Below are 21460 nucleotides of genomic sequence, written 5' to 3' on the forward strand. Positions count from 1 at the left end.
CAGAAATCTATTACTTTGCTTATGATATGATTATATGTATAATTATCAGAAAATGTAATTAAATGAGAAAGAGGTGAACGAAATGAAAAAATATACTCAAAATTTAAATTGCAACTATTGTGGCGGAGACGGGTATGTGCAATTGTTGCTGGGTGGTTCGGAAACTTGTTATGCATGCGGGGGAACCGGAAAGAAGGCTAAAGAAAAACAGTGCTAGTTTTAATAGACGAAAATTTCACAATTTTATATCAATTTTTGAAGGCGGCGCAGATCCGGCCGCCTTCTCTATTTCCCGAACTTTTTATAACGTATTCAACGCATCCATGATTTCCTGATGAGAGATGCATGTGAACATCGGCACGTCCCGCAATGTATAGCGGCTTGCTTCTGTTTCGCGCAGTTCCTGAACCAAATTTAAAAAGTCTTTGGGGTCGTCCGTTTCAAAGGCTACCACAAACTCCTGATCGTCGATCCCGAAGCTGTATGTGGTATTCAGTTTGACCGACGGATATTTGCTTCCCACCTGGATATGCTCATCCATCATGCCCTGACGGGTTGGGAAGGAGAGTTGGTACCAGTCGCGCGTTTTCACGAACGGATAGATAAACAGGTATTTACTGCGTCCCGGAATAATATGTGTACGCGGGTTTTGATGTTCCGGATCCATCTTATCCACATAAACGCTTCGCTTGGTCAGCGAGAGGAAAGAATATGTGATTTCGAGATATTTCCCCAAACCTGTTTTCATCAACTGGCTGGTCATTTCCTGGAAGACTTCCAATTCGTTGGCAATCCTCCACAACATGATTTCAGCATCCGCCCGGATCCCAACCAGAGAATAGGAGAGGACAAACATGCCGGGACGGTTTTGGTACTCTTTGACGACAGCGGCAAACTCCTGTTTTCCTCTCTCTTGTTCCTCTTCACTCAATCTCCGCCAGGCGGGGTCGACTTTGAAGAAGGAAAAGTTGACAAATTGGGTGGGCAAAACGGGACGGGACCCGGCCTCAGCAGCAGGCCTTGTTCCCGGTCTGCCGGGGAAAGAAGGTCTATCTTGTGGACGCATGAATGTTCCTCCTTTAAGGTAAGTCCATCCCTTATTGTAGCGAATGTCCGCAGAGGGAAGCAAACGGCCTTCGGCATTGTCAAAAAATTGACTTGAACGCTGGAATTGTTCAAGGTTTTGTATGGATTGGTCCGTTGACCTTGATCCTTATTTTCTGTAAAATGAAGGGCGGATTTAAAGATATGGAGGCGATGACTATGAGTCAGCCCCTGCTTCATGTAATGGCTGTCCAATCGATCAGCCTGCCGCAGTTAATCATTTCCATTCCGCTTTTTTTTGTGTTAACTTTTGGCATTGGCTTTATCCTGAACATGATCCTGAAAACGACATGGTTGCCCTTGGTCGTATATCTGGGCATTGTGATATACTTTTTGTTCAACCTGTCCACGTTGCGCGTACCGGATCTGACTGTGCTGATTTCCGGTCTCGCAGGGGCGGTCGGCGGCGGATGGACGATCAAAACGCTGCGGGCAAAAGGATATCGGATGTTTTGATAAGTCTTTCCTCCAGGAAAGGCTTTTATTTTTTTTCGCCGCATCATACGTCCTGCAAAACAAGGATTCGGTTGCGGAAAAAACGGTCTAGCCGGACGAATCCTTCACGATGGTACTCAGGAAAGGACGCTCGGGATCGGGAGCCAGAAAATGTTCGGGATAAAGCAGATGGGCCAAGTGTTTGATGCCTGTCAGCAGCCGGGGGGAGGGGCGGCAGTACCATCCTTCTTCGAGAATATGTATCCGCGAATCCCGGGCAAATTCTTTTCCTTGCCATTCTGCTCTTGAGGTGATCAGTTCTTTTTTTACTCTGTGCATGGGGATTCCTGTCCATACGATCAGCGCGAGATCAGGTTGTCTGGCTGCGACATCGCTCCAGTCTGTTTTTACGCTTTCCTGGTCCATATCTTCATAAATGTTGATGGCTCCCACCAATCGGCTGACTTCGGTCAGCCAATTCCTCCGTCCGGGAGTAAATACCGGTTTGGGCCACCATTCCCAATATAGCCGGAAAGGGGTAGTTCTTTTGGGGATGTGATTCCGGATCTGATCGATTTCAGCCAGGAATTGTTCGGCCGCATGATGAGCCTGTTGGTTTATGTTGAGCGCTTTGCCCAGCGTTTTCATGTCTTCGGCAATGTCTTCGATGGATTTGGGATTCAGCACGATGTAGTTGAATCCGGCTCGCTCCAGGCGTTCGATATTTTTTTCCATGCCGGGAACGCTGAGGGAGGCCACAACTAAATCCGGTTCCAAAGATTTGACTTTTTCGATATTTATGTTCAGATCGGGGCCCAAGCGGGGTAAATGGTTCCACGCAACAGGCCAATCAGAATAGTCATCCAGTCCCACCACTTGGTTTTCCATCCCGAGAAAATACAGGATCTCGGTATTGCTGGGGCAAATGGAAACAATTCTTGTCAATGGAGATCCCTCCTGGAAAAATTAATACCAGAGCCAATACATCAGCAGGGCTATGATAATGCCGAACCAGGCTCCTGTGAACACTTCGATGGGCTGGTGTCCCAGGATTTCTTTTAACTTTACCCGGGTTTCCGCAGACGGGTTGCCCTTGAAATGGCGCAATTCATTTAACAAAACGGAAAAATCCTCCACCAACTGGTTCAGAACTTGTGCCTGCATGCCTGCATGCCGCCGGACTCCCGCTGCATCGTACATCACGATGATCGCAACGATGGTGGAAATGGCAAAGGGAGAAGAGTCCCAGCCGCTCGTCAGGCCGACGGAAGTGGCGAGCGAGGTGACGGCCGATGTGTGTCCGCTCGGCATACCTCCTGTATTGACCAGCCAATTCCAGTCCCATTTTCTGGTGATGGTGTAGTTCCACGGAACCTTTAAAAATTGTGCCAAAGAGATGGCTACCAAGGAAGTCCATAATGGAAAATTGGATAATGCTTCAGCGAACATAGACAAAATGCCTTCCTTTCCTTCGCTTCGGGGGACCTGATCTGTCTCCGGTCCGGTCTTTGATTTTGGATTGAGGCGGCCGTGGGCGGCCGTTGGCCGGAGTATGTGAGATGCTGATAAAACTAAGTATTTGTTAAACTATTTCATTATATATCATTGTGATGCCTATGTTAAACTGAAACCACTTCCGGGATGGATTCTGTAATAAGCCGCAATCCTGCCAATCTTTTTATGCTTGAATCTTTTATGATTCCTGCTCAAATACCATAACTTGTTTTGCATACGAATGGGATAAAGAATATCGATCTGTGCCAAATTCCGCAAAAATCAATGAATAGTAAAGGATTTTGCTGATAATGATGAATTTTAAATCGAATGGATAGGATATTGCGGTTTACAAGTTTTTAGGGAATGATAAAATTATTTTGCTAACTGATATAGCTCGATATTTTAAATATATCTGAATACTTGATCAAGTTTGATTTTGGTGCTAGAATTCTATTACTCTCTCAAATGTCATTCCAAGGGGTATGAGATGTATGTGGGATTATCTGCCTAATCCATTGCCCATTCATAATGAGCTGAAATGTCCGCAATGCAACGGCCGTTTTAAGTTCGGTGATAAGGACAAGGTCCATCAGGGATTAACTTGTCCCCATTGCCAAAGGGTCAGCAAATTTTCCGATTGCATCTCCGAAGAAGCCATTTTTTATGAACTTACTTTGGCCCGCAAAAAAATGGAAGCAGCGCTGTTTAAGTCAAGAAAAAACCCCGGGTGTTCACGGTTTTCTCGAAATCAACGGCGCTGAACCCATGAAATGCCTGGCTTGCGGTCAGCCATGGATTCAAAGCCTTGTCTGTCATACGAAAGTATGGTATATTAATTTTCGTCTTTCACATCATTTGCCGAAGTGGCGGAATTGGCAGACGCGCACGACTCAAAATCGTGTTCCCAAAAGGAGTGTGGGTTCGAGTCCCACCTTCGGCACCAGATCCACAGACCGGATTTCCTGCCGGCGATCTCCAAATAACAAATGAAACCCTGTATTCCTAACGGAGTTTCATCGATCCCGTCATTCCTATTCATTCAGTCTTCATTCGCTCTTGGATTGCATGACAGCAGCCGTTTTATTTTGTCATCTGTTTTTGGAATGTTTTTTAAATTCCGTCATTACTTATCAAGAGATTGGGATCCTGCGGGTGAAGGGCTTTTTTTGGTCGGCTGCATGAGAACGTTCGCCTTTCAACATTTCCTCTTTTTCAGTTTTCATTTTTTCGAATCATCTTCCCGCTCCGAATTCGCAGCAGCCGTGTTCTACGGATATTCCGCATGGCTTCTTTCTGAAAGTGGCGGGGCCGGAAGGAGGGCATGAGCGAGCAGTTCTTTTTTATCCGGTTCTTCATAAATAACATCTAAGAGGTGTTTGAGCACCAGGTAAGCGGAGAAGGGTTCCTTTAAATAATTTTCGGTGTAACACAGATGGGTTTCCGGACAGAGTAGAATGGCTTTTAACTCCTCCAGCTTGTTAATTCTCTTCTTGATGATTCTGAGCACTTCAGGCTGATCCCCCGTCAATTCCCCGTCTTTCCAAATCAGGGTGATGTGATCGTACAACCAGCCTTTGATCATAAACTCCATTCCGGTTTTCTCCTTTCAGTTGTACAAACTGTGTTCCAATCGGTTCCGAACTCGATGTTTATAAGATATAAAGTACGTCAGAGCGGGAAAAGATCCTTCCGGAATGAGTATATAGGGGGGAGGCCGGTCTGGCAAGATTCTCCCAACATGGGGGAGGATAGAGGAAACGGATGGGTGAAAATAGAAAAAATATAACAATATAAATGATAAATGAGGGATGAGATGACTGCGGAAATCGGAATCATGAACAAGATGGCGGTGGCATTGGCGGCGGACAGTGCCGTAACCATCGGGATTCATAACGGGCAGAAGATCTATCATTCTGCAAACAAGCTGTTCGCTCTTTCCAAATATCATCCGGTCGGGATCATGATCTATGGAAACGCCCAGCTCATGGGAGTCCCCTGGGAGACGATCATCAAAGTATACCGGACGGAGCTCGGTCAGCGCAGTTTTCGCACACTGCAGGAATACTGCGAGGATTTTATCTCTTTTTTGAACACGAATAACGTCTACTTCCCCGAATCGGAGCAGAGCAGGTATATGCAAATCACTGCCTATCATTACTTTCAAAAAATAACGGAAGATATTGAAAAAGCGATCATTGAAAAGCTGAAAGGACAAAATTCAATTTCCGAACATGAGACGGAAGTGATCGTGCAGGACATCATCGCAAAGCATTATCGACAGTTGAAAAATATTGAGAGACTGCCTGCTTTTACGGAACAGTTCAGCAAAAATTTTATCAAAAAGCACCGACCGGTGATTGTAGAAATTATAAAAAAAGCTTTTGAGGGATTGCCTTTGGGCGATGTTCAAGTGGATCAGCTTCTTTATATTTGCGCTTGTTTATTTACGAGGAATCGCTTTCCGAAAGAAACTTCGGGCGTCGTGATCGCCGGGTTCGGGGAAGATGAAATCTTTCCGTCACTGTTTTCCTACAATATCGAGTGCATCATCGATAACACCTTAAAGTACAGGCGGGAGCAGGCCGAGAAAATTGGCGAAGAGACGACGGCGGCCATCATCCCTTTTGCGCAGAGTGAAATGGTTTATACGTTTTTGCAAGGAATCGATCCCAATTTGGACCTGATTTCCCGTTATTACCTGCATCATGTCTTTTACAGTTTTCCGGAGATTATTACTGAAGAATTGCTGAAAAAAGAAAGCAAAGAAATCAAGAAAAAGGTAAAAGAGAAATTAAGAAAATCAACGCTGACATTGTATAATAATTATATAGAACAACTGGAGAAGATCAGATTTGAACAATATACGCAACCCATATTGGATATCGTGCAGTTTTTGCCCAAAGATGAGCTGGCGGCGATGGCCGAATCCCTGGTCAACCTGACGTCCTTCAAGCGTAAAATAACAGTAGGTGCCGAGACGGTCGGGGGCCCCGTCGATGTCGCTGTCATATCCAAAGGAGACGGCTTCATTTGGATTAAACGCAAGCATTATTTTGAAGCCAAGTTAAATCCTCATTTTTTCGACCACTATACAAGAGGTGTTCAAAGTGGAAAAGAATAAAGTATTTCCGTCACTGGAAGAATGGGAAAAAGAATACCTGCCTGCCCGGGTCAGACAAAAAAAATACGAGGCGTTCAGAGAAGACCCCAAATCGGTGGGAATCGCCCTGGCCAAGGAGTCATTGGATAAGCTGAAAGTGGAGCTGACCGAATGACGTTCTGACTTGCCTTCTGCCTATGCAGAAGGCTTTTTGCAAACTGGCCGGGGATGTTTTCCGATTTGTTGTAAAAGTTGGACGAGTGATCAGCTGTATGGGAGAAATGGGTTATAATAAAAAAAGGAGGTGTTGCCGATGAAAGTCCCCATTTACGGTCAGAAGACCAAATACTCCTATGCCGATTACCTCAAGTGGAATGACGATGAACGTTGGGAACTGATCGACGGTGTTCCCTACAATATGGCTCCGGCACCTTCCTCCAAGCACCAGGAAATATTGGGCAACATCTTCGGGATCTTTTATAACTATTTAAACGGAAAACCGTGCAGAGCCTACCTGGCTCCGTTTGAAGTGAGGCTGTCCGAACACGATGACGACCATGAAACGTTTCATGTGGTTCAGCCAGACCTTTCCATCGTCTGTGATCGTAAAAAAATCGATGAACGCGGTTGCAAGGGAGCCCCTGACTTGATCGTGGAAGTGCTGTCCCCGGGGATTTCCGCAAAGAGAGACAAAATATACAAATTCGACCTCTATGAAAAATTCAAGGTCCAGGAGTACTGGATCGCTGATCCGCACAACGAGAATATTGAAGTCTACACGCTGCAAGATGACCATTTTGGTGAACGGGAGGTCTATACCCTGGGTGATCAGTTTCATGTAAGCATCTTTGACGATTGCGAAATTGATGTGAATCACATCTTTAAGGAGCCTTTTTAGTGAGAGGCTTTTTCTTTTTGCTCTGATCAAGCGGGGCGGCAAAAAAGGGAGCCATTGAAAGGAAAAGAAAAACCCCCGCTCAGGCGAAGGGTTGATTGTGAACTCCCGAGGTAGCCATTGAAAAGGAGTCCGCGAAGGAATTCAGATGTTGGCTTGAAACATGATGTGTGAATAAAAATACAATTACTATTATACTCATTCGACGGGCAAATGCAAATAGTTTTATCCCGGGGATCATTGCGTCAAAATGGATCGCAGACGAAGATCCCCGTCCGCTTCGCCATTGGTGCCCCTGGTTTGCCATAAAACCGGGAGAGACGCCATTCATCGATCCGTCAAAACATTTTGATCACCTCTTGCGAAGCGCTTTCAAATTCTATATACTCTAACTAAACCGGTTTACTAAACCGGTTTATCTCAAAGGAAGATTGAACATGAAAAAAGTAACCATGGCGGACGTAGCAAAATATGCGAATGTCTCAAAGAGTACCGTATCTCAATTTTTAAATCAACGATACGACTTCATGAGTCAAAAAACAAAGGAACGCATTGAGCAGGCGATCCGGGAACTGGGTTATCAGCCTAATTTCGTTGCGCGGAGTCTGAAACAAAAGAAAACTTCCACGATTGGCGTCATCGTCGCCAATATTTTGCACACCTTTTCCACTCAGGTGATCCGGGCCATTGAGGATGCGTGTCATGAACATGATTACCACGTCATTGTCTGCAACGCTGACGACGAGCCGGACAAAGAAAAGAAATACATCGACATGTTGACGGCAAAACAGGTGGACGGGCTGATTGTTTTTCCTACAGGTGGAAATGTGGATCTTTATCAATCCATGGTTGAGGCGAAGTTACCGCTCGTGTTTTTGGACCGGATCGTTTCAGATGTCTCGGTTGACGCGGTTCTTTTGGATAATGAAGCGGCTGCTAAGATGGCGGTGAACCATTTCATCAGCAAAGGCTATGAGCGAATCGGAATGGTTACCACTTCATTGATCCGTCACGTGACCCCCAGGGTTGAACGGATCGCCGGATTTAAAAAAGCTCTGGAGGAGAACGGGATTCCGGTATGCGATGATTATGTGAAAGGCCTTGAAGTAGAGTGGATCAAAGAGGGGTTAGAAAAGATGTTCTCTCTGGATAAACCCCCGCAGGCCCTTCTGGCCGGAAACGATCTGGCACTGATGGAGATTCTAACTTATGCAAAACGGAACAGCCTCACGATTCCCACAGATCTGGCAATAATCGGAATCGACGAAGTCTCCTTTGCGGATCTTTATCACCCGCCCTTGACGACGGTGAGACAACCTGCCTTTGAAATGGGGAAAAAAGCGGCTGAACTGTTGTTCGAAAAAATCGACGATCCGGATTCCCGGAAGAAAGCTTGTGTTTACCGATTCGCACCGGAGTTGATCGAACGCGCATCCTGTTGACTGCCATTTAGCTGTGAAAGAGAGTGATCGATTCGTGTTGGATGTAATTACCATCGGTGATGCCCTGATCACCTTTCAACCGTCAACAAGGGGGCCGATGAGGTTTGCCCATACATTTGAACGGAAGGTTGGCGGGGCGGAGTTAAACTTTGCGATCGGTTGTGCCCGGCTGGGATTGAAAACAGGATGGATCAGCCGTCTGGGCAATGACGAATTCGGCCGATATATCCAGCATTTTGTGCGCGGAGAAGGGATCGACATTTCCCGGGTCCGGCTGGTGGACGGCTACCCGACTTCTTTAAATTTCAAGGAAATGATGGAAGACGGAAGCGGACGGACGTTTTATTACCGTTTTCATTCGCCGACATCGACGATGACGCCCGATGATCTGGATGAAAATTATTTTAAGCGGGCAAAGGTACTTCATATTACGGGGGTGTTTCCCGCGATCGGCGGACGAAACTATGACATCATCAAACGAGCGGTTGAATTGGCGAAACGGCATAGGTTGTTGGTGTCGTTTGATCCCAACATCCGCCTCAGACTGTGGGGACGAGAAGAAGCGAAAGAGAAGTTGACCGCGTTGCTGCCTGATGTCGACATCATCCTGACAGGGGAAGATGAGGCAGAGCTGTTGCTGGGTGTCAAAAGTGTCCGCGCAATCATTCACAGCTTATCCGATTTTGGCATCGGCTGGATCGCCGTCAAACGGGGCGAAAAAGGAGCTGTTGGGCATCACAATGGAGTGACGGTTGAGTCGCCTCCGGTAAAACCCCGAAAAGTGGTGGATACCGTCGGGGCCGGGGACGGTTTTGATGCCGGATTCATTTACGGTGTGCTGCAAAATTGGCCGCTCGACCGAACACTGGCATTCGCCAATACGATCGGATCGATGGTCGTCAGTGTTTCAGGAGACAATGAAGGGCTTCCGTATCTGGAGGACGTGCTCATTCAACTGGGAGAAAAAGATTTTATCGAGCGGTAAATCGGGCAAGATGGGTTCACAGCATGCAGGAATGAAGGTAAGGTGGAGATCAGATGAGTTTATTGGAGCAGATAAAGGAAAACGGGATCGTAGCCGTCATTCGCGGTGCGACCACTGAAAATATTGTGGAGATTGCCAGAGCGCTCAAGAACGGCGGTGTGAAAGCGCTGGAAATTACGGTAGAAACGCCGAAGGTTCTCTCGATGATCGAGCGGGTGTCTGATGCATTCGGGGAGGAAGTGATCGTCGGTGCAGGTACGGTGCTCGATCCCGAAACAGCGAGAGCGGCCATTATGGCGGGGGCGAAGTTCATTTTCTCACCAACCGTTCATCCGGAAACGATCAAGATGGCTAAGCGTTACGGCGTGATCAGTATTCCCGGAGCGTTAACGCCGACTGAAATTTTAACGGCATATGAAAATGGGGCGGATCTGATCAAAGTATTCCCCGCCCATGTATTTGGTCCGCGTTATATCAAGGATATCCACGGGCCGTTACCCCACATTCCGCTGATGCCCACAGGCGGACTGGATGTTGACAATGTGGGGGACTATATCAAGGCTGGGGCTGTCGCCGCGGGAATCGGCAGTTCATTGGTGAATACAAAAAAACAGATGGACAGCGACTTTTTTATCGAACTGGAAAATAAAGCGGCCCAATTTGTACAGGCAGTGAAGGAAGCAAGAGCGTAAGATCGCCAAAGCGGGAGAAGTTCAACTCTCAGTGGAGCGGAGACGGCCAACATATGCTGGAGCGGGCCTTCATTCCATGGGTTGTGCCGTGCGGTCATGGACTGTATTTGTTGCAATCTGCATAACCAGAACAAACGGCGAGTAACACTGCCGCTGCATCGGAAACGGAGTCGCCAAAACGATTTCCGAGCGGGTCATAACAGAGCAATTTACCCCCAGGCTGTGTTCAGAATTCATGGCTGATTTTATAGGTGGTGTTTTAAAGATCAATCCCCAATCGGCCCGCAACCACTACTTTGTCTGATAAAAAAAGATCGTCGGGAGAAGCTAACGGCTGATCCGTCAGTTGGATTCCGACGCTTAAATAGGCATTGGTAATCAGCGTGGAACAAATAAACCGCCCGTGATTTTCTCCGCTTTGAGGCGGGATGCCGAATCCATACCGCAACAATTCCTTGAGGATGGCGGCATAATCATATTCTGTGCCGATCTGGGCTTTGACGTATTGGAGAATCTTGTTTTGTTGATCCCGGGTAAGTTTCGGGTATCGCAAAACCAGTGCATCCCCGAGAAAATCATCAATCGGTCGGTAATCCACTTGGCGAAATATTTGAGCCTCGATGCCTAAACGCCTTTCGGGATCAGCGATGATGGCTGCATGGCACCAAGGGGAATCTGTGATTACATCAATAACCGTACCCAAAATACCTGAGCTGTTGACCAACAAGATATCGGCCGGTTGCAGTGTCATAAAGTCTCATCCCTCAGTAACGATTTCTGGTTCCTTTTTCCATCGGCGTCTTCAGGTGAATATTTTCAACATGAAGGTGTCTACTCAACGCTTATTCGTTATTCTTCTTATTTGAATGGAGAGACATTCATCGTCCTTCATGTCCAATCTTGTTAAGTAAAAACGACGGTCACTTCACAGCCTGCCGGGTTCTGCGTGTCTATGGCTGGTGATCGTTGATGGATATAAAATCAGAGGACTCCTGCTTTCATCAAGGAGTCCTCATTTTTGTTGAAAAGGAGGGGCGGTTGACTTTTCTTATAATCAGATCCGGTTCTTCATCCGACAGGATTTCGCCGGAACTTTCAGATCTATGAGAACATGAGGCGCTGGCGTGACTCCGATGCCCTGCGGGGGAGTATTCAGGGGGGATCGACGGGGCTGAGCACCATTACCCCGGCTACGATTGTTTGACGCATGTGAGGATGATCTGCCTGTGGCTCGCTTTTGGGGGGTTGCCTTACTTCCGTATGCCCGTCTCGGTGGCCAGACGGGTGTAGGACCGGGTCTCTTCCTTGACAAACCGGGTGAAGTCAGCGGAATTCAAATATGAGCTCTGCACGTGGATATTGTTCAACTTTTTCAGAAACGCCGGGTCTTTCACCATTTTGGCGATCGTTTCATCCCACTTTTTCACCACGTGTGCCGGTGTGCCGGCCGGCATCGACACCCCCGTCCACCATTTGACGCTCATGCCCTTGATCCCCTGTTCTTCCGCTGTTGGTACATCCGGGAAATATGGACTCCGTTTTTCTGCCTGGACGGCCAATATTTTTACCTTGCCCGCCTTGGCCATGGAATACACCTCTGCCACTGAATGAACGGCCAACACCGCGTGTCCGCCTGCAACCTTGGGCATGGAGTCGGACGCTCCCTTCGTGGTGATCATCCGCGTCTTGGAGAAATCAACGCCAATCGCTTTCAACCATTCGGCCACCCCGAAAGCCGAAGTGCCGGCAGGTCCGACACTGGTCCATGTCAGTTGCTCGGGATGTTTTTTCACCCAGTCGGAAAACTCTTTAAAGTCTTTCCAAGGAGCATCCGCTTTGACCGTAAAGGCGATCGGGTCCTCCACGATGCGGCTGACAAACAGGTGATCGGAGAGCTTCACCGGCGGATCAGCCATCCCGGCGGCCATCATCGTCGTGCTCGACACGTTGTTTGCCATTACCGTATACCCATCGCGGGCGGACTGTTTCAACACGTATTGTGCAGCGACAGCCCCGCCTCCGCCCGGCTTATTGACCACGACCACCGGTTGCCCCCATTCTTCGCTCAGGTACTCTGCGACTGCACGCGCCACCAGGTCGGTACCCCCACCGGGAGCAAACGGAACCACGTATTCGATCTGCTTGGCGGGGTAGCCGCTGCCGGACTCAGCCGTTTGACCGGCCGGATCCGAAGCGGAAGGGAGGGGAGAACATCCCGTGACAAGCATGACGCCTGTCAACACAATCATGAGCATAAGCGGCAAACGGTTTCTCTTCATTGGTTTAAAACCCCCTCGATGGAAAGGACATCAGGCAATCTCCGCCTGCTGTCCGGTTTCTTGCCTCACCCGCTGTTTGGTGCGCCGCATCAAGTTCAGCGAGAGAAACAGCAGTGCCACGGACAGCACGATAATGGATAGAGAGAGTGGACGCTTGAAGAAAATCAGGGGATTGCCGGCAGACATGGCCATCGATTGTATAAATGATTGTTCCAGCATCGGCCCGAGAATAAAGCACAAGATCAACGGCGCTACCGGCCAGCGATATTTATGCAAGAGATAGCCCAACACGCCAAACACGAGGGCGACACTTACGTCGAACAGGCTGTTGCGTACCGTGTAAGCGCCGATCGTGCTTAGCATGAGGATGACCGGAGCCAGGATCCCGTACGGTACCCGGGTCAACCGGGCCCAGATGCCAACCAGCGGCAGATTCAGCACCAACAGCATGAGGTTGCCGATAAACATGCTGGCGATCACTGTCCAAACGAACTTGGGATTTTGTTCAAACAGTACCGGACCGGGAGCGAGCCCGTAGATCATCAGACCGGCCAACAGGACTGCCAATGGAGGAGAGGCAGGGATCCCCAATGCGAACAGCGGGATAAAACCTGCGGAGCTGGTCGCGTTATTGGCCGCTTCAGGAGCCGCTACTCCCTCCATCGCTCCTTTGCCAAACTGGTCGGGGTGTTTGGATGTTTTTTTCTGCAGGTCGTACGCCAAAAACGTGCTAACCGCCGCCGAACATCCCGGCAACAAGCCCAATAGAAAGCCCACCAATCCTCCCTGAAACATCGGTTTCACACTTTTGCGCAAATCCGCCATGCTCGGATAAATGCTGCCGATGTTGCCGAATGAGACGGCTGTTCGCTTTTCTTCAATTCCCTTCAATACCTCGGTGACGGCAAACAAGCCGATGATGATACTGATCATCTCAAAACCGCCGGTGAAGTCGTTGCTTCCGTAGGCAAACCTCGGCATTCCGGAAGAAGGGCCGATTCCCACCATGGACAGCAGATAGCCGAACACCCCCATGATCAAGGCTTTAACGATGGAGTTGCCGGCCAGATTGATCATTACCGTCAACGCCAGAAGCATCAGGGCAAAGTACTCCGGCGGACCAAACTTTAACGCCTGATCGGCCAGGAAGGGAGCGAAAAAGACCAGGCCGATCACGCCAAGCGTACCGGCGGCGAAGGAGGCGATGGCCGCCACTCCCAACGCAGGTCCTCCTCTCCCCTTTTTCGCCAGCGGGTAACCGTCCAGGCAGGTGGGCACGGAAGAAACCTCGCCGGGGATATTCAGCAAAATCGCTGTGGTCGACCCTCCATACATGGCCCCGTAGTAAATGCCCGCCATCATGATGATCGCCTGTGTGGGTTCCAGCACTGTCGTCAAGGGGAGGAGGATGGCAATCGCGGATGTCGGCCCTAACCCGGGCAATACACCCACAAACGTGCCCACCAGCGCACCGATTCCCGCCATCAGCAAGTTTTGCGGGGTCATCGCCTGCATAAAACCGGAAAGCAGCAGCTCAAAAGTTTCCATGCTCTCCCCCTCCTGCTAGAGTTTAAACAAACCGACGGGAAACGGAATTTTTAGCCACACCGCAAAGATCAGGTAGATCGACGCCGTCAGTACAATGGCAAAAACCAGCGACACGTGCCAGCGGTACGGCCCGATCTGTTTGAATAAGCCAAAGGAGACCAGGAGTGTGCTGAGCGCATATCCCAGGAGAGGAATCAAATACCGATAAGCGAACATTAAAGCGATAGACCCCAGAATCACGCTCAACCGGGGCTTTGCCGGAAATGGCACATCTTCCGGTCCGTTCCTTTTGGTAAACAGCAACAGCGCTCCCAGCACCACCAGTATCACGCCCAACAGGGCAGGCATCGTATGGTCGCCGACCATCGGGCTGGATCGATACGGATACAACCGGACCGCCTCGATGAGTGCGGCGATCCCCAGGATGATCCCCAGCAGCCCGCCTGCCCTGTCCGCCGTGATCTTTCTTTGAGACATGACACCCCTCCTGTTGGATGACCCATTTCATTTCGCATCTGCCGGGATGCAACAGATCAGCGGATCAAACTACAATTATTTAAACATTTATTTTATCAATTTTCAATATATTATAAATTATATATCATCATCGCATTTAGAAGTAAAGGGAATGGAAATGGCGTAAAATTCTAATGAAACATATGATTCTGTATTGGCGATTACAGTGGAGTCAACGAAGATGTAGGAACAAAAGATACGTATTCTCATCTATCTGTTCCCCATTGAGCCGTTGCGGAATGCGTTTTCGAAAGAGCTTGGGCGTCTCACGGATACCAGATCAATAAAAATGTGGTGATGGGATCATGCGCTATTGTAAAGCGGAGGAATTGATACAGTTGACGGAGGGAATCTTGCGCCGGTTGGGTGTTCCCGAGTTAGATGCAAAAGTAACTGCGGATTCTTTGGTCCAGGCCAATTTGGAGGGAACCGACAGCCACGGAATCAGCCGGCTGCCGATCTATGCCAGGCGATTGATGGATCAGCGGATCAATAAGAATCCGGATATCAAGATCGAGCGAAGCGGTTCGGTAATCAAAGTGGACGGAGATAACGGTTTAGGCCAAGTGGTCTCCTACCGGTCCGTTCAGGCGGCGATCCCTGTAGCCAAAGAAACGGGGATTGCGGGCATCGCCGTTCACCACAGCAATCATAATGGAACAGCCGCTTATTATTGCCAACACGCTTGTCGCGAAGAGATGATCTTGATTGCAATGACCAATTCCCCGTCCGGAATGATTCCCCACGGCGGAAGGCAGGCTTATCTCGGCACGAACCCCATTGGCTTCGGCTTTCCCGTGAGATCAGGCCCTCCCGTGATTGTGGATATGTCCTCCAGTGTAGCGGCCCGCGGAAAAATCATTCTGGCTGCCAAAGAAGGGAGGGAGATCCCGTCCGGGTGGGCAGTGGATGCCGATGGAGCGGTAACCACGGATCCGGTTGCCGCACTACAAGGAGGGGTGTTGCCTTTTGGAGGTGCCAAAGGATTTGCGCTGGCGACCGCAATCGAGATTTTGGCGGGGGTGCTTAGCGGAGCAGGCTTTGGCCCCCATGTGCAGAGCATCTATCATGACCGTCACGGGGCAGCTGATGTCGGGCATTTTTTTATCCTGCTTAATATTGCCCATTGGATGCCGATCGAGGCATATTATGACCGGCTTGATCAATTCATCAAAGAATTAAAAGCCATTCCTTTGGCCAAGCATGCGGAAGAAATCTGTTACCCTGGGGAGCGCCGCTTTCGCAGGTGGCAAGACCGGCGGAAAAACGGAATTCCCCTGTCCGGAGATGTGTGCATGGAGTTGCAGAAATTAGCAAAAATATGCAGGGTTCCATTTTCACTCGCCGACGAACAGGGCGGGGACACACGTCAGGGGGAAACCCATTGATCCCGGCTTGTATGATGTTGGATTGTGGACGGGACCAAAGAGAAAGCCGATTTTGATCCTGCCTTGAAACCGCTCGACCTCCTTGAACCAACAGGGATTTTTGAATTTTTTGTTTAATGTTCTATTGATGAAAGCATGAAAGGAGAGAAATCATGAGCAGGCGGTTCAGTTCTTTGTTGGTGAGTGTGATGCTGTTAACTGCAGGATTTTTTGCAGGGGTATTTTTTGGTCTGAACAGCGAAGCGGCAGTCGCCGATCAACCGGCCAAATCCCGGTGGGATCATCCGGTAAAATCACGGTTGGACAAGATTTTAAAAGAAGGCAAAATCCGTATTGGCACGACAGGGGATTATAAGCCGTTTACCTATTGGAATCCCGAAACCAAACAGTATGAAGGATATGACATCGATGCGGCCAAAATGTTGGCCGGTAGTTTGGGGGTAGAGGTGGAATTTGTCCGGACCTCGTGGCCCACGTTGATGAGCGATCTTCAAGAGGATCGATTCGATCTGGCTATGGGCGGAATCTCAAGAAATCTGGAGCGGCAAAAGAGGGCTCATTTTTCGGCCCCTTACATACGGGACGGGAAATCACCTTTGATCCGGAAAGAAGATAAAGAGCGTTTTAAAAGTCTGCAGGACATTGATCAGCCCTCGGTCAAAATCGCGGTGAATCCCGGCGGAACCAATGAAAAATTTGTGCGGGAGAATATTAAGCATGCCCAGGTGACGATCATTGAAAATAACCTGGACATCCCAAAGTTGGTGGCCGAAGGAAAATTTGATGTGATGATTACGGACAGCGTGGAAGCCCGATTCTATGCCAAACAAGATGAGCGTTTGTACGCCGCGCTGGCCGACCGTCCCTTTACGGTCCATGAAAAAGGGTATCTCATGCACCGGGGAGACTTAGACTTTCAAAATTGGGTCAATCTCTGGGTGGAAGAGATGAAATTGCAGGGTAAATTTAGGGAGCTGGAACGGAAATGGATTGAATAGGGATGGAAACGGGTGGCCAGGGGAACCTTGATGCCGTGATTCCTGTTTAGCCGCTCATCGTTGAACTGTTTGCTAGCTACCCCTGTGTTCACGCAAAGGGGGCAGGCCGGAGGTTAACCGGTTTTTCAGGTTGACCTCCTTATTTGTATTTAATGACAATGATTTTGCCGGTATAAAAAAGAAAATCAATTCATTGCGTTTTCAATGAAGGGATCGTCCATTCATGATGGACTGAATAGGATTAAGAATAAAATGAACATTAAAAATAATAGGATCATTCCCGTCTTTGTATTAGCATTCTGTTAAAAAACCTCCTTAGGATGAAAAACAGAAATGATTTCTGTATAATAAATGTATAATCATTAGTCAAAAGTTCTATTGTTTTGTCACCGGATTGTTCTGAAAAGTTACCTCTGAAACGATTCGGCACGTTTCCGGTCAACATCGGCAGCGGTGTAAGAGTTCGGGTCGGGTGACAAAGGAACGATTCCGGTCTTAACTAAGGGAGGTTCGAAAATGAGTGCGCATAAGCCCAACCCTAATGTTAAAGGGTCCAGGAATAAACTGCAATCGAACCTCGAAAAGCGACTAAAAGAATTGGATGATCGTCTTAAAATCGCCTTGGCGCAGCGAGCACTTCGAATTCATAACGAGGTGGAAAACATTTATCGAAAATTTGGATATGGGTTTCCCCCGGATGACGAAGACGACGATAAACCTTTGCACTGAATAACCCCTTCAGTTCCTTGTGTCTGGACAGGGCTCTCGGTATGAAACCGAAAGCTCTTTTTTGTTTTCTCAGGGTTTTGTGGGGAGGATGTTCATTTTCCATCGTTCTTTCGTACAGATCCGGCAGGCGTGAATAAGCACCAACCACAAAAGAACTTATACTCATTTTTGGACCGGGTATCGTTTTCCAAACCGGCTAAGAATCGGGCCGGACGTTTATGTAGAGGAGATTTCCCGCCAATCGGGGTGGCCCGCCCACGGTCGGTGTGAGCGGAAATCCAGCGATCCGATAAGCGGATCAGGCGCACAGCACCGAGTGAAGGATGGCCAGATTGGCTTGTTCATTCAGCCGGACTTGGTCGGCGTAACGCCAGATGTCGGCAGGCGTCAGCGGCAGTTCTCCGCAGATGTCGATTCCGAGGACGTTTTTCTCCCGGATCAGCGTCTGCAGGGTTTTGAGCAGTTCCCGTAAATGCATATTTCCATGGTCCCAGTTGGTGACGGCATGCGCACGATCCAGAACGTCTTTGTCAATACTGATGTAAATGTCTTCGGTAGGGATTCCGGCAAGCAGCTTCTCCGCATCGCCTGCGTTTGGCCACAGAACGATTTTACTTTGTGTATCGAGGGGACCGAGATTCTGCTCTCTGCTGACACCGACGATCACCGCCTGCCGGAGATGCGGTAAGCGAAGGACCGCTTCGGACACCCACGATCCGCAAGACAACAACCCCGGCACGCCGCCCGGAAGCTTTGCATCCGTATGGTTGTCGAATAAGATTAGGCTGAACGGACGGTTGATCTCGCTGAGCAAAAGATAGGTGACATAGTGATAATTTCCGTTTCCGATAAACGTGATGCCGCGGCGGGTGCGGCCGGACAGCCTGTTCCCGATTTCCGTTAACGCCCGGTCGGCGCAAAACAGGTTGGCCTCGGTGACATCCGAAAGATCGATCCACTCGCCGGCAAAGCCGGACAGCTTGCGCTGCCAGAGATAAGCGTCATCAAAGTTCAGCAATGTCACGTCATGATGAAGGAGTCCCATGATCATCAATTCCTTTCCTTGCGAGAATCGAAATGGAGGATCAGGTTTTCCTTTCATGAAGTGTCAGATATGAACTTTGTCTATACATTCATGATAGCAAATGGATGCAAAGGGTTCTATCTCCATCATGTTAGAGTCTGAACAATGGTAAAATTGGCTCTTAGTCCAGCGGGTGATTACTCAAAAAAGTACTCGGTTACATAAGGAGAATGAAGCATGGAAGATCAAAAGAAATCAGATAAAAAGAATTTGGAAAGAGGGCGAATCAGGGAATGGGTGCGGGATGCAGTTGAAGAAGGACTGATCCATATGATAGGAAACGCTGTCTTTAAAGGAATTCGCTTACCCGTCAAATGGATGGGGAGAATCTTTTTTGATTGAGATTGATTCGAGTTTCTTTTCCCCGCTCGTTCAGTTCCCTGTCGATTTTTGTCACAAAACGGCCGGTTTCATCGTCATAGGGAGTGAAAATGAAGTTGGGAGTGGATGATGATGAAACGGTTATTTGAAGAAGATCATAAGTGGGATGCAGTCATTGTCGGCGGGGGATTGGCCGGTCTGACGGCTGCCACATTTCTGGGGCGCTCCGGCAAATCGGTGCTTCTGTGCGAGAAGGCGGACCGTATGGGAGGGCGAGCTCAAACCCAGGACAAAAACGGCTGTTTGTTTAATCTCGGCCCCCATGCCCTCTATAAAAAAGGGGCGGGCATGAAAATTCTGTCTGAACTCGGAATCGAACCGCAGGGAGGAACTCCTCAAATCAACGGTAAATTGGTTTATGAAGGAACGATTCATCCCATGCCTCTCTCTCCGGCTTCCGTGTTCACATCCAAACTGTTTGCCTGGCAGGAGAAAAAAGAGCTGGGAAGCTTTCTTCAACGCCTTTATAAGACGGATTATACACAGCTGTATGGCATCAGTTTGGAAGAGTGGATCGGTGAACAGATCCAATATGAAAAAGTAAAGAAGTTTTTCCTTACTCTTTGCCGCCTGGCCACTTATACGAATGAACCGGAACTCGTGAGTGCGGGGATTGTAATCCGGCAATTGCAAATGGCTTCCGACGGTGTGCTCTATCTTCACGGAGGCTGGCAAACGCTGATTCAAAGTTTGCAGGAAAAAGCGATTCAGGCCGGGGTACGGATCTGTTCGGGGGCAAAGGTGGCTGAGATCCGTGGGGCTTATCCGGAAATGGTAGTGAGACTCGCCGATGACATCAAAATCCGGACTAAATATGTGATTTCCACAGCGAGCCCCGCTGAAACGTTTCAAATGGTTGAGGAAGCAGACAAAACCGGCCTGGCTGCCTTGAAAGAGGAGCTCATCCCCATTGAGGGAGCTTGTCTCGACCTGGCATTGCGGCGGTTGCCCCGTCCGGAGCTTTCCTTTGCTCTTCATCTGGAACAACCCTACTATTATTCCAATCATTCCAGAGTGGCCCGCCTCACGGAAAACCCGGATCATGTAGTCATTCATCTCTATAAATATTGTAGTTCACGGGAAGAAGCGGATGCGAATCAACCCAAACGGGAGCTGGAAGAGTTTTTCAACCTCATTCAGCCGGGCTGGCAACAGGAGTTGATCACCATGAGATATCTGCCGCGAATCAGGGCTTCACACGGATTGATCACCCCCCTGAGAGCCGGGCGGTTGGATCAGGAGAGCACCATCGTTCCCGGGATCCCGGGTCTGTTTCTCGCCGGGGATTGGTTGGGCAAAGACGGGTTGCTCGCAGATGCTGCCATCAGCAGCGCAAAAAGAGCGGCCGCGCAGCTGATTCAGCATGAATGGAAAGAGGGTGAGCTTCATAGAGATCACACCGACATTCTATCAAACCTATAAACCCCTACTGTTTTCCCTTGCTTACCGACTGCTGGGCAGTGTGACGGATGCGGAAGATATGGTGCATGAAATCTTCATTTCTTGTGAAAAAGTGAAGCGGGGACAGGTTGAGGATGTAAAAGCCTATTTGTGCAAGATGATTACCAACCGATGCCTCGACTACTTGAAATCAGCCCGCAAACAAAGGGAGAGCTACATGGGTCCCTGGCTCCCCGAACCCATCATCATCGATGAAGAAACCGAGAGACCCGATCGAAGAGTGTTAACCCGTGAATACCTCAGCATCGCCTATCTCGTCCTGATGGAACGCCTTACCGCGACGGAACGGGCTGTATTTGTTTTGCGCGAAGTGTTTCAATTCGATTACCGGGAAATTGCCGAAATCGTGGAGAAAAGTGAAGAGAATTGCCGCAAGATTTTCAGCCGGGCCAAGCAAAAGCTGGATGCCCGCGATCCCGAACCGTCCGCGAATTACAAACAACACAAAGGGATTTTGGAACGCTTTGTCCAAGCGATCCAAGCAGGAGACAAAGAAGCGATGCTCCGCCTTCTTTCCAAGGATGTGATTCTCTATACGGACGGTGGGGGCAAAGTCAAAGCAGCCATCAATCCCATCCAATCGTCCAACCGGGTGTTACTGTTTTTGCAAGGTGTATACAGCAAAAATTCGAAGCTGGACCATTCTGTCATCGTCAACCTGAATGGCACCCCCGGATTGCTCTTGTTTCGGGGTGAGGAGCTGGACAGCACCCTGTGCTGCAAATTTACCGACCAAAAAATTGAAGCGATCTATATTGTTCGAAATCCGGATAAACTGCATCACATCCGCAATCATATCGGAATGACAAGAAAAAAATCAACATGAAACCCGACTTTCCGGCAAAACTAAAAATCATCGGAGAAAGGAAGGGTTTCCATGCACGAACCAAAACATCCCCGCGAGGCAACAGAAAATGAATTTTTCT

The 21460-nt window shown here is 48.8% G+C and carries 23 protein-coding genes and 1 tRNA gene; 15 read left to right on the plus strand and 9 right to left on the minus strand.

Going from position 1 to position 21460, the window contains the following annotated elements; genetic code table 11:
- Positions 1-82 precede the first annotated feature (82 nt).
- Complete coding sequence (locus BMW55_RS19480; RefSeq protein WP_170839946.1) at positions 83-217, plus strand: YuiA family protein; 135 nt, start codon at positions 83-85, stop codon at positions 215-217.
- An 84-nt stretch (positions 218-301) separates the two neighbouring features.
- Here BMW55_RS19480 and BMW55_RS14010 read toward each other — a convergent pair whose 3' ends face one another.
- Entirely contained in the window at positions 302-1066 is a 765-nt protein-coding gene (locus tag BMW55_RS14010) for a chlorite dismutase family protein (protein ID WP_089970553.1), read from the minus strand.
- Positions 1067-1263: 197 nt separating this feature from the next.
- On the opposite strand from BMW55_RS14010, the gene BMW55_RS14015 reads away from it, so the two are divergent.
- The gene (locus BMW55_RS14015) at positions 1264-1560 is read left to right on the plus strand and encodes a YuiB family protein (protein ID WP_280139786.1); all 297 of its coding nucleotides are present in this window, start codon (positions 1264-1266) and stop codon (positions 1558-1560) included.
- 87 nt (positions 1561-1647) lie between these two features.
- Here BMW55_RS14015 and BMW55_RS14020 read toward each other — a convergent pair whose 3' ends face one another.
- Entirely contained in the window at positions 1648-2484 is an 837-nt protein-coding gene (locus BMW55_RS14020; protein ID WP_089970556.1) for a cobalamin-binding protein, read from the minus strand.
- A 21-nt stretch (positions 2485-2505) separates the two neighbouring features.
- Positions 2506-2988 carry a divergent PAP2 family protein gene (locus BMW55_RS14025; protein WP_089970559.1) on the minus strand — a complete coding sequence of 161 codons (483 nt, stop codon included), beginning with the start codon at positions 2986-2988 and terminating at the stop codon, positions 2506-2508.
- A gap of 905 nt (positions 2989-3893) precedes the next feature.
- Here BMW55_RS14025 and BMW55_RS14035 point away from each other — a divergent pair.
- Positions 3894-3979: transfer RNA gene (locus tag BMW55_RS14035), tRNA-Leu, on the plus strand.
- A 324-nt stretch (positions 3980-4303) separates the two neighbouring features.
- On the opposite strand, the gene BMW55_RS14040 is transcribed toward BMW55_RS14035, so the two are convergent.
- Positions 4304-4627, minus strand: coding sequence for a hypothetical protein (locus tag BMW55_RS14040; protein ID WP_089970565.1), 324 nt, complete (start codon positions 4625-4627; stop codon positions 4304-4306).
- A gap of 222 nt (positions 4628-4849) precedes the next feature.
- On the opposite strand from BMW55_RS14040, the gene BMW55_RS14045 reads away from it, so the two are divergent.
- The 6 genes from BMW55_RS14045 (at position 4850) to BMW55_RS14065 (ending at position 10150) form a co-directional block, all read left to right on the plus strand.
- Positions 4850-6157, plus strand: a complete 1308-nt coding sequence (locus tag BMW55_RS14045) for a hypothetical protein (RefSeq protein ID WP_089970569.1) — start codon at positions 4850-4852, stop codon at positions 6155-6157.
- The gene (locus BMW55_RS19485) at positions 6144-6311 is read left to right on the plus strand and encodes a hypothetical protein (protein ID WP_170839947.1); all 168 of its coding nucleotides are present in this window, start codon (positions 6144-6146) and stop codon (positions 6309-6311) included. Before BMW55_RS14045 ends, BMW55_RS19485 begins: the two co-directional genes overlap by 14 nt.
- Positions 6312-6449: 138 nt before the next feature.
- On the plus strand, positions 6450-7034 hold the full coding sequence (locus tag BMW55_RS14050; protein ID WP_089970571.1) for a Uma2 family endonuclease: 585 nt from the start codon (positions 6450-6452) through the stop codon (positions 7032-7034).
- 434 nt (positions 7035-7468) lie between these two features.
- The gene (locus tag BMW55_RS14055) at positions 7469-8473 is read left to right on the plus strand and encodes a LacI family DNA-binding transcriptional regulator (protein ID WP_089970574.1); all 1005 of its coding nucleotides are present in this window, start codon (positions 7469-7471) and stop codon (positions 8471-8473) included.
- Positions 8474-8507: 34 nt separating this feature from the next.
- A complete protein-coding gene (locus BMW55_RS14060) occupies positions 8508-9458 on the plus strand; it encodes a sugar kinase (protein ID WP_170839948.1) in 951 nt (316 codons plus the stop codon).
- 53 nt (positions 9459-9511) lie between these two features.
- Complete coding sequence (locus BMW55_RS14065) at positions 9512-10150, plus strand: bifunctional 4-hydroxy-2-oxoglutarate aldolase/2-dehydro-3-deoxy-phosphogluconate aldolase (protein ID WP_089970578.1); 639 nt, start codon at positions 9512-9514, stop codon at positions 10148-10150.
- Positions 10151-10409: 259 nt separating this feature from the next.
- Here BMW55_RS14065 and BMW55_RS14070 read toward each other — a convergent pair whose 3' ends face one another.
- From BMW55_RS14070 to BMW55_RS14085, 4 genes are all read right to left on the minus strand, one after another.
- Positions 10410-10901 (minus strand): YiiX/YebB-like N1pC/P60 family cysteine hydrolase, encoded by a 492-nt coding sequence (locus tag BMW55_RS14070; protein ID WP_089970580.1) that lies wholly within the window; start codon positions 10899-10901, stop codon positions 10410-10412.
- Between the two features lie 499 nt (positions 10902-11400).
- Positions 11401-12378, minus strand: coding sequence for a tripartite tricarboxylate transporter substrate binding protein (locus BMW55_RS14075; protein WP_425283867.1), 978 nt, complete (start codon positions 12376-12378; stop codon positions 11401-11403).
- A gap of 81 nt (positions 12379-12459) precedes the next feature.
- A complete protein-coding gene (locus BMW55_RS14080) occupies positions 12460-13977 on the minus strand; it encodes a tripartite tricarboxylate transporter permease (protein WP_089970583.1) in 1518 nt (505 codons plus the stop codon).
- Between the two features lie 15 nt (positions 13978-13992).
- Positions 13993-14454, minus strand: coding sequence for a tripartite tricarboxylate transporter TctB family protein (locus tag BMW55_RS14085; RefSeq protein WP_089970587.1), 462 nt, complete (start codon positions 14452-14454; stop codon positions 13993-13995).
- 344 nt (positions 14455-14798) lie between these two features.
- On the opposite strand from BMW55_RS14085, the gene BMW55_RS14090 reads away from it, so the two are divergent.
- The 3 genes from BMW55_RS14090 (at position 14799) to BMW55_RS14100 (ending at position 17608) form a co-directional block, all read left to right on the plus strand.
- Positions 14799-15881, plus strand: a complete 1083-nt coding sequence (locus BMW55_RS14090) for an Ldh family oxidoreductase (protein WP_089970590.1) — start codon at positions 14799-14801, stop codon at positions 15879-15881.
- Between the two features lie 152 nt (positions 15882-16033).
- Positions 16034-16879, plus strand: coding sequence for a transporter substrate-binding domain-containing protein (locus tag BMW55_RS14095; protein WP_089970593.1), 846 nt, complete (start codon positions 16034-16036; stop codon positions 16877-16879).
- Positions 16880-17395: 516 nt separating this feature from the next.
- On the plus strand, positions 17396-17608 hold the full coding sequence (locus BMW55_RS14100; protein WP_089970596.1) for a hypothetical protein: 213 nt from the start codon (positions 17396-17398) through the stop codon (positions 17606-17608).
- 298 nt (positions 17609-17906) lie between these two features.
- On the opposite strand, the gene BMW55_RS14105 is transcribed toward BMW55_RS14100, so the two are convergent.
- Positions 17907-18659: an arginase family protein gene (locus BMW55_RS14105; protein ID WP_244527570.1), complete on the minus strand. Its 753-nt coding sequence runs from the start codon at positions 18657-18659 to the stop codon at positions 17907-17909.
- A gap of 210 nt (positions 18660-18869) precedes the next feature.
- Here BMW55_RS14105 and BMW55_RS19490 point away from each other — a divergent pair, with 210 nt between their 5' ends.
- The 3 genes from BMW55_RS19490 (at position 18870) to BMW55_RS14115 (ending at position 21360) form a co-directional block, all read left to right on the plus strand.
- The gene (locus BMW55_RS19490) at positions 18870-19034 is read left to right on the plus strand and encodes a hypothetical protein (RefSeq protein ID WP_170839949.1); all 165 of its coding nucleotides are present in this window, start codon (positions 18870-18872) and stop codon (positions 19032-19034) included.
- A gap of 111 nt (positions 19035-19145) precedes the next feature.
- On the plus strand, positions 19146-20495 hold the full coding sequence (locus BMW55_RS14110; RefSeq protein WP_170839950.1) for a phytoene desaturase family protein: 1350 nt from the start codon (positions 19146-19148) through the stop codon (positions 20493-20495).
- Positions 20452-21360, plus strand: coding sequence for an RNA polymerase sigma-70 factor (locus BMW55_RS14115; protein ID WP_244527571.1), 909 nt, complete (start codon positions 20452-20454; stop codon positions 21358-21360). Before BMW55_RS14110 ends, BMW55_RS14115 begins: the two co-directional genes overlap by 44 nt.
- Positions 21361-21460: the final 100 nt, after the last annotated feature.

Source organism: Lihuaxuella thermophila (assembly GCF_900110165.1).
Classification (GTDB): Bacteria; Bacillota; Bacilli; order Thermoactinomycetales; family Thermoactinomycetaceae; genus Lihuaxuella; species Lihuaxuella thermophila.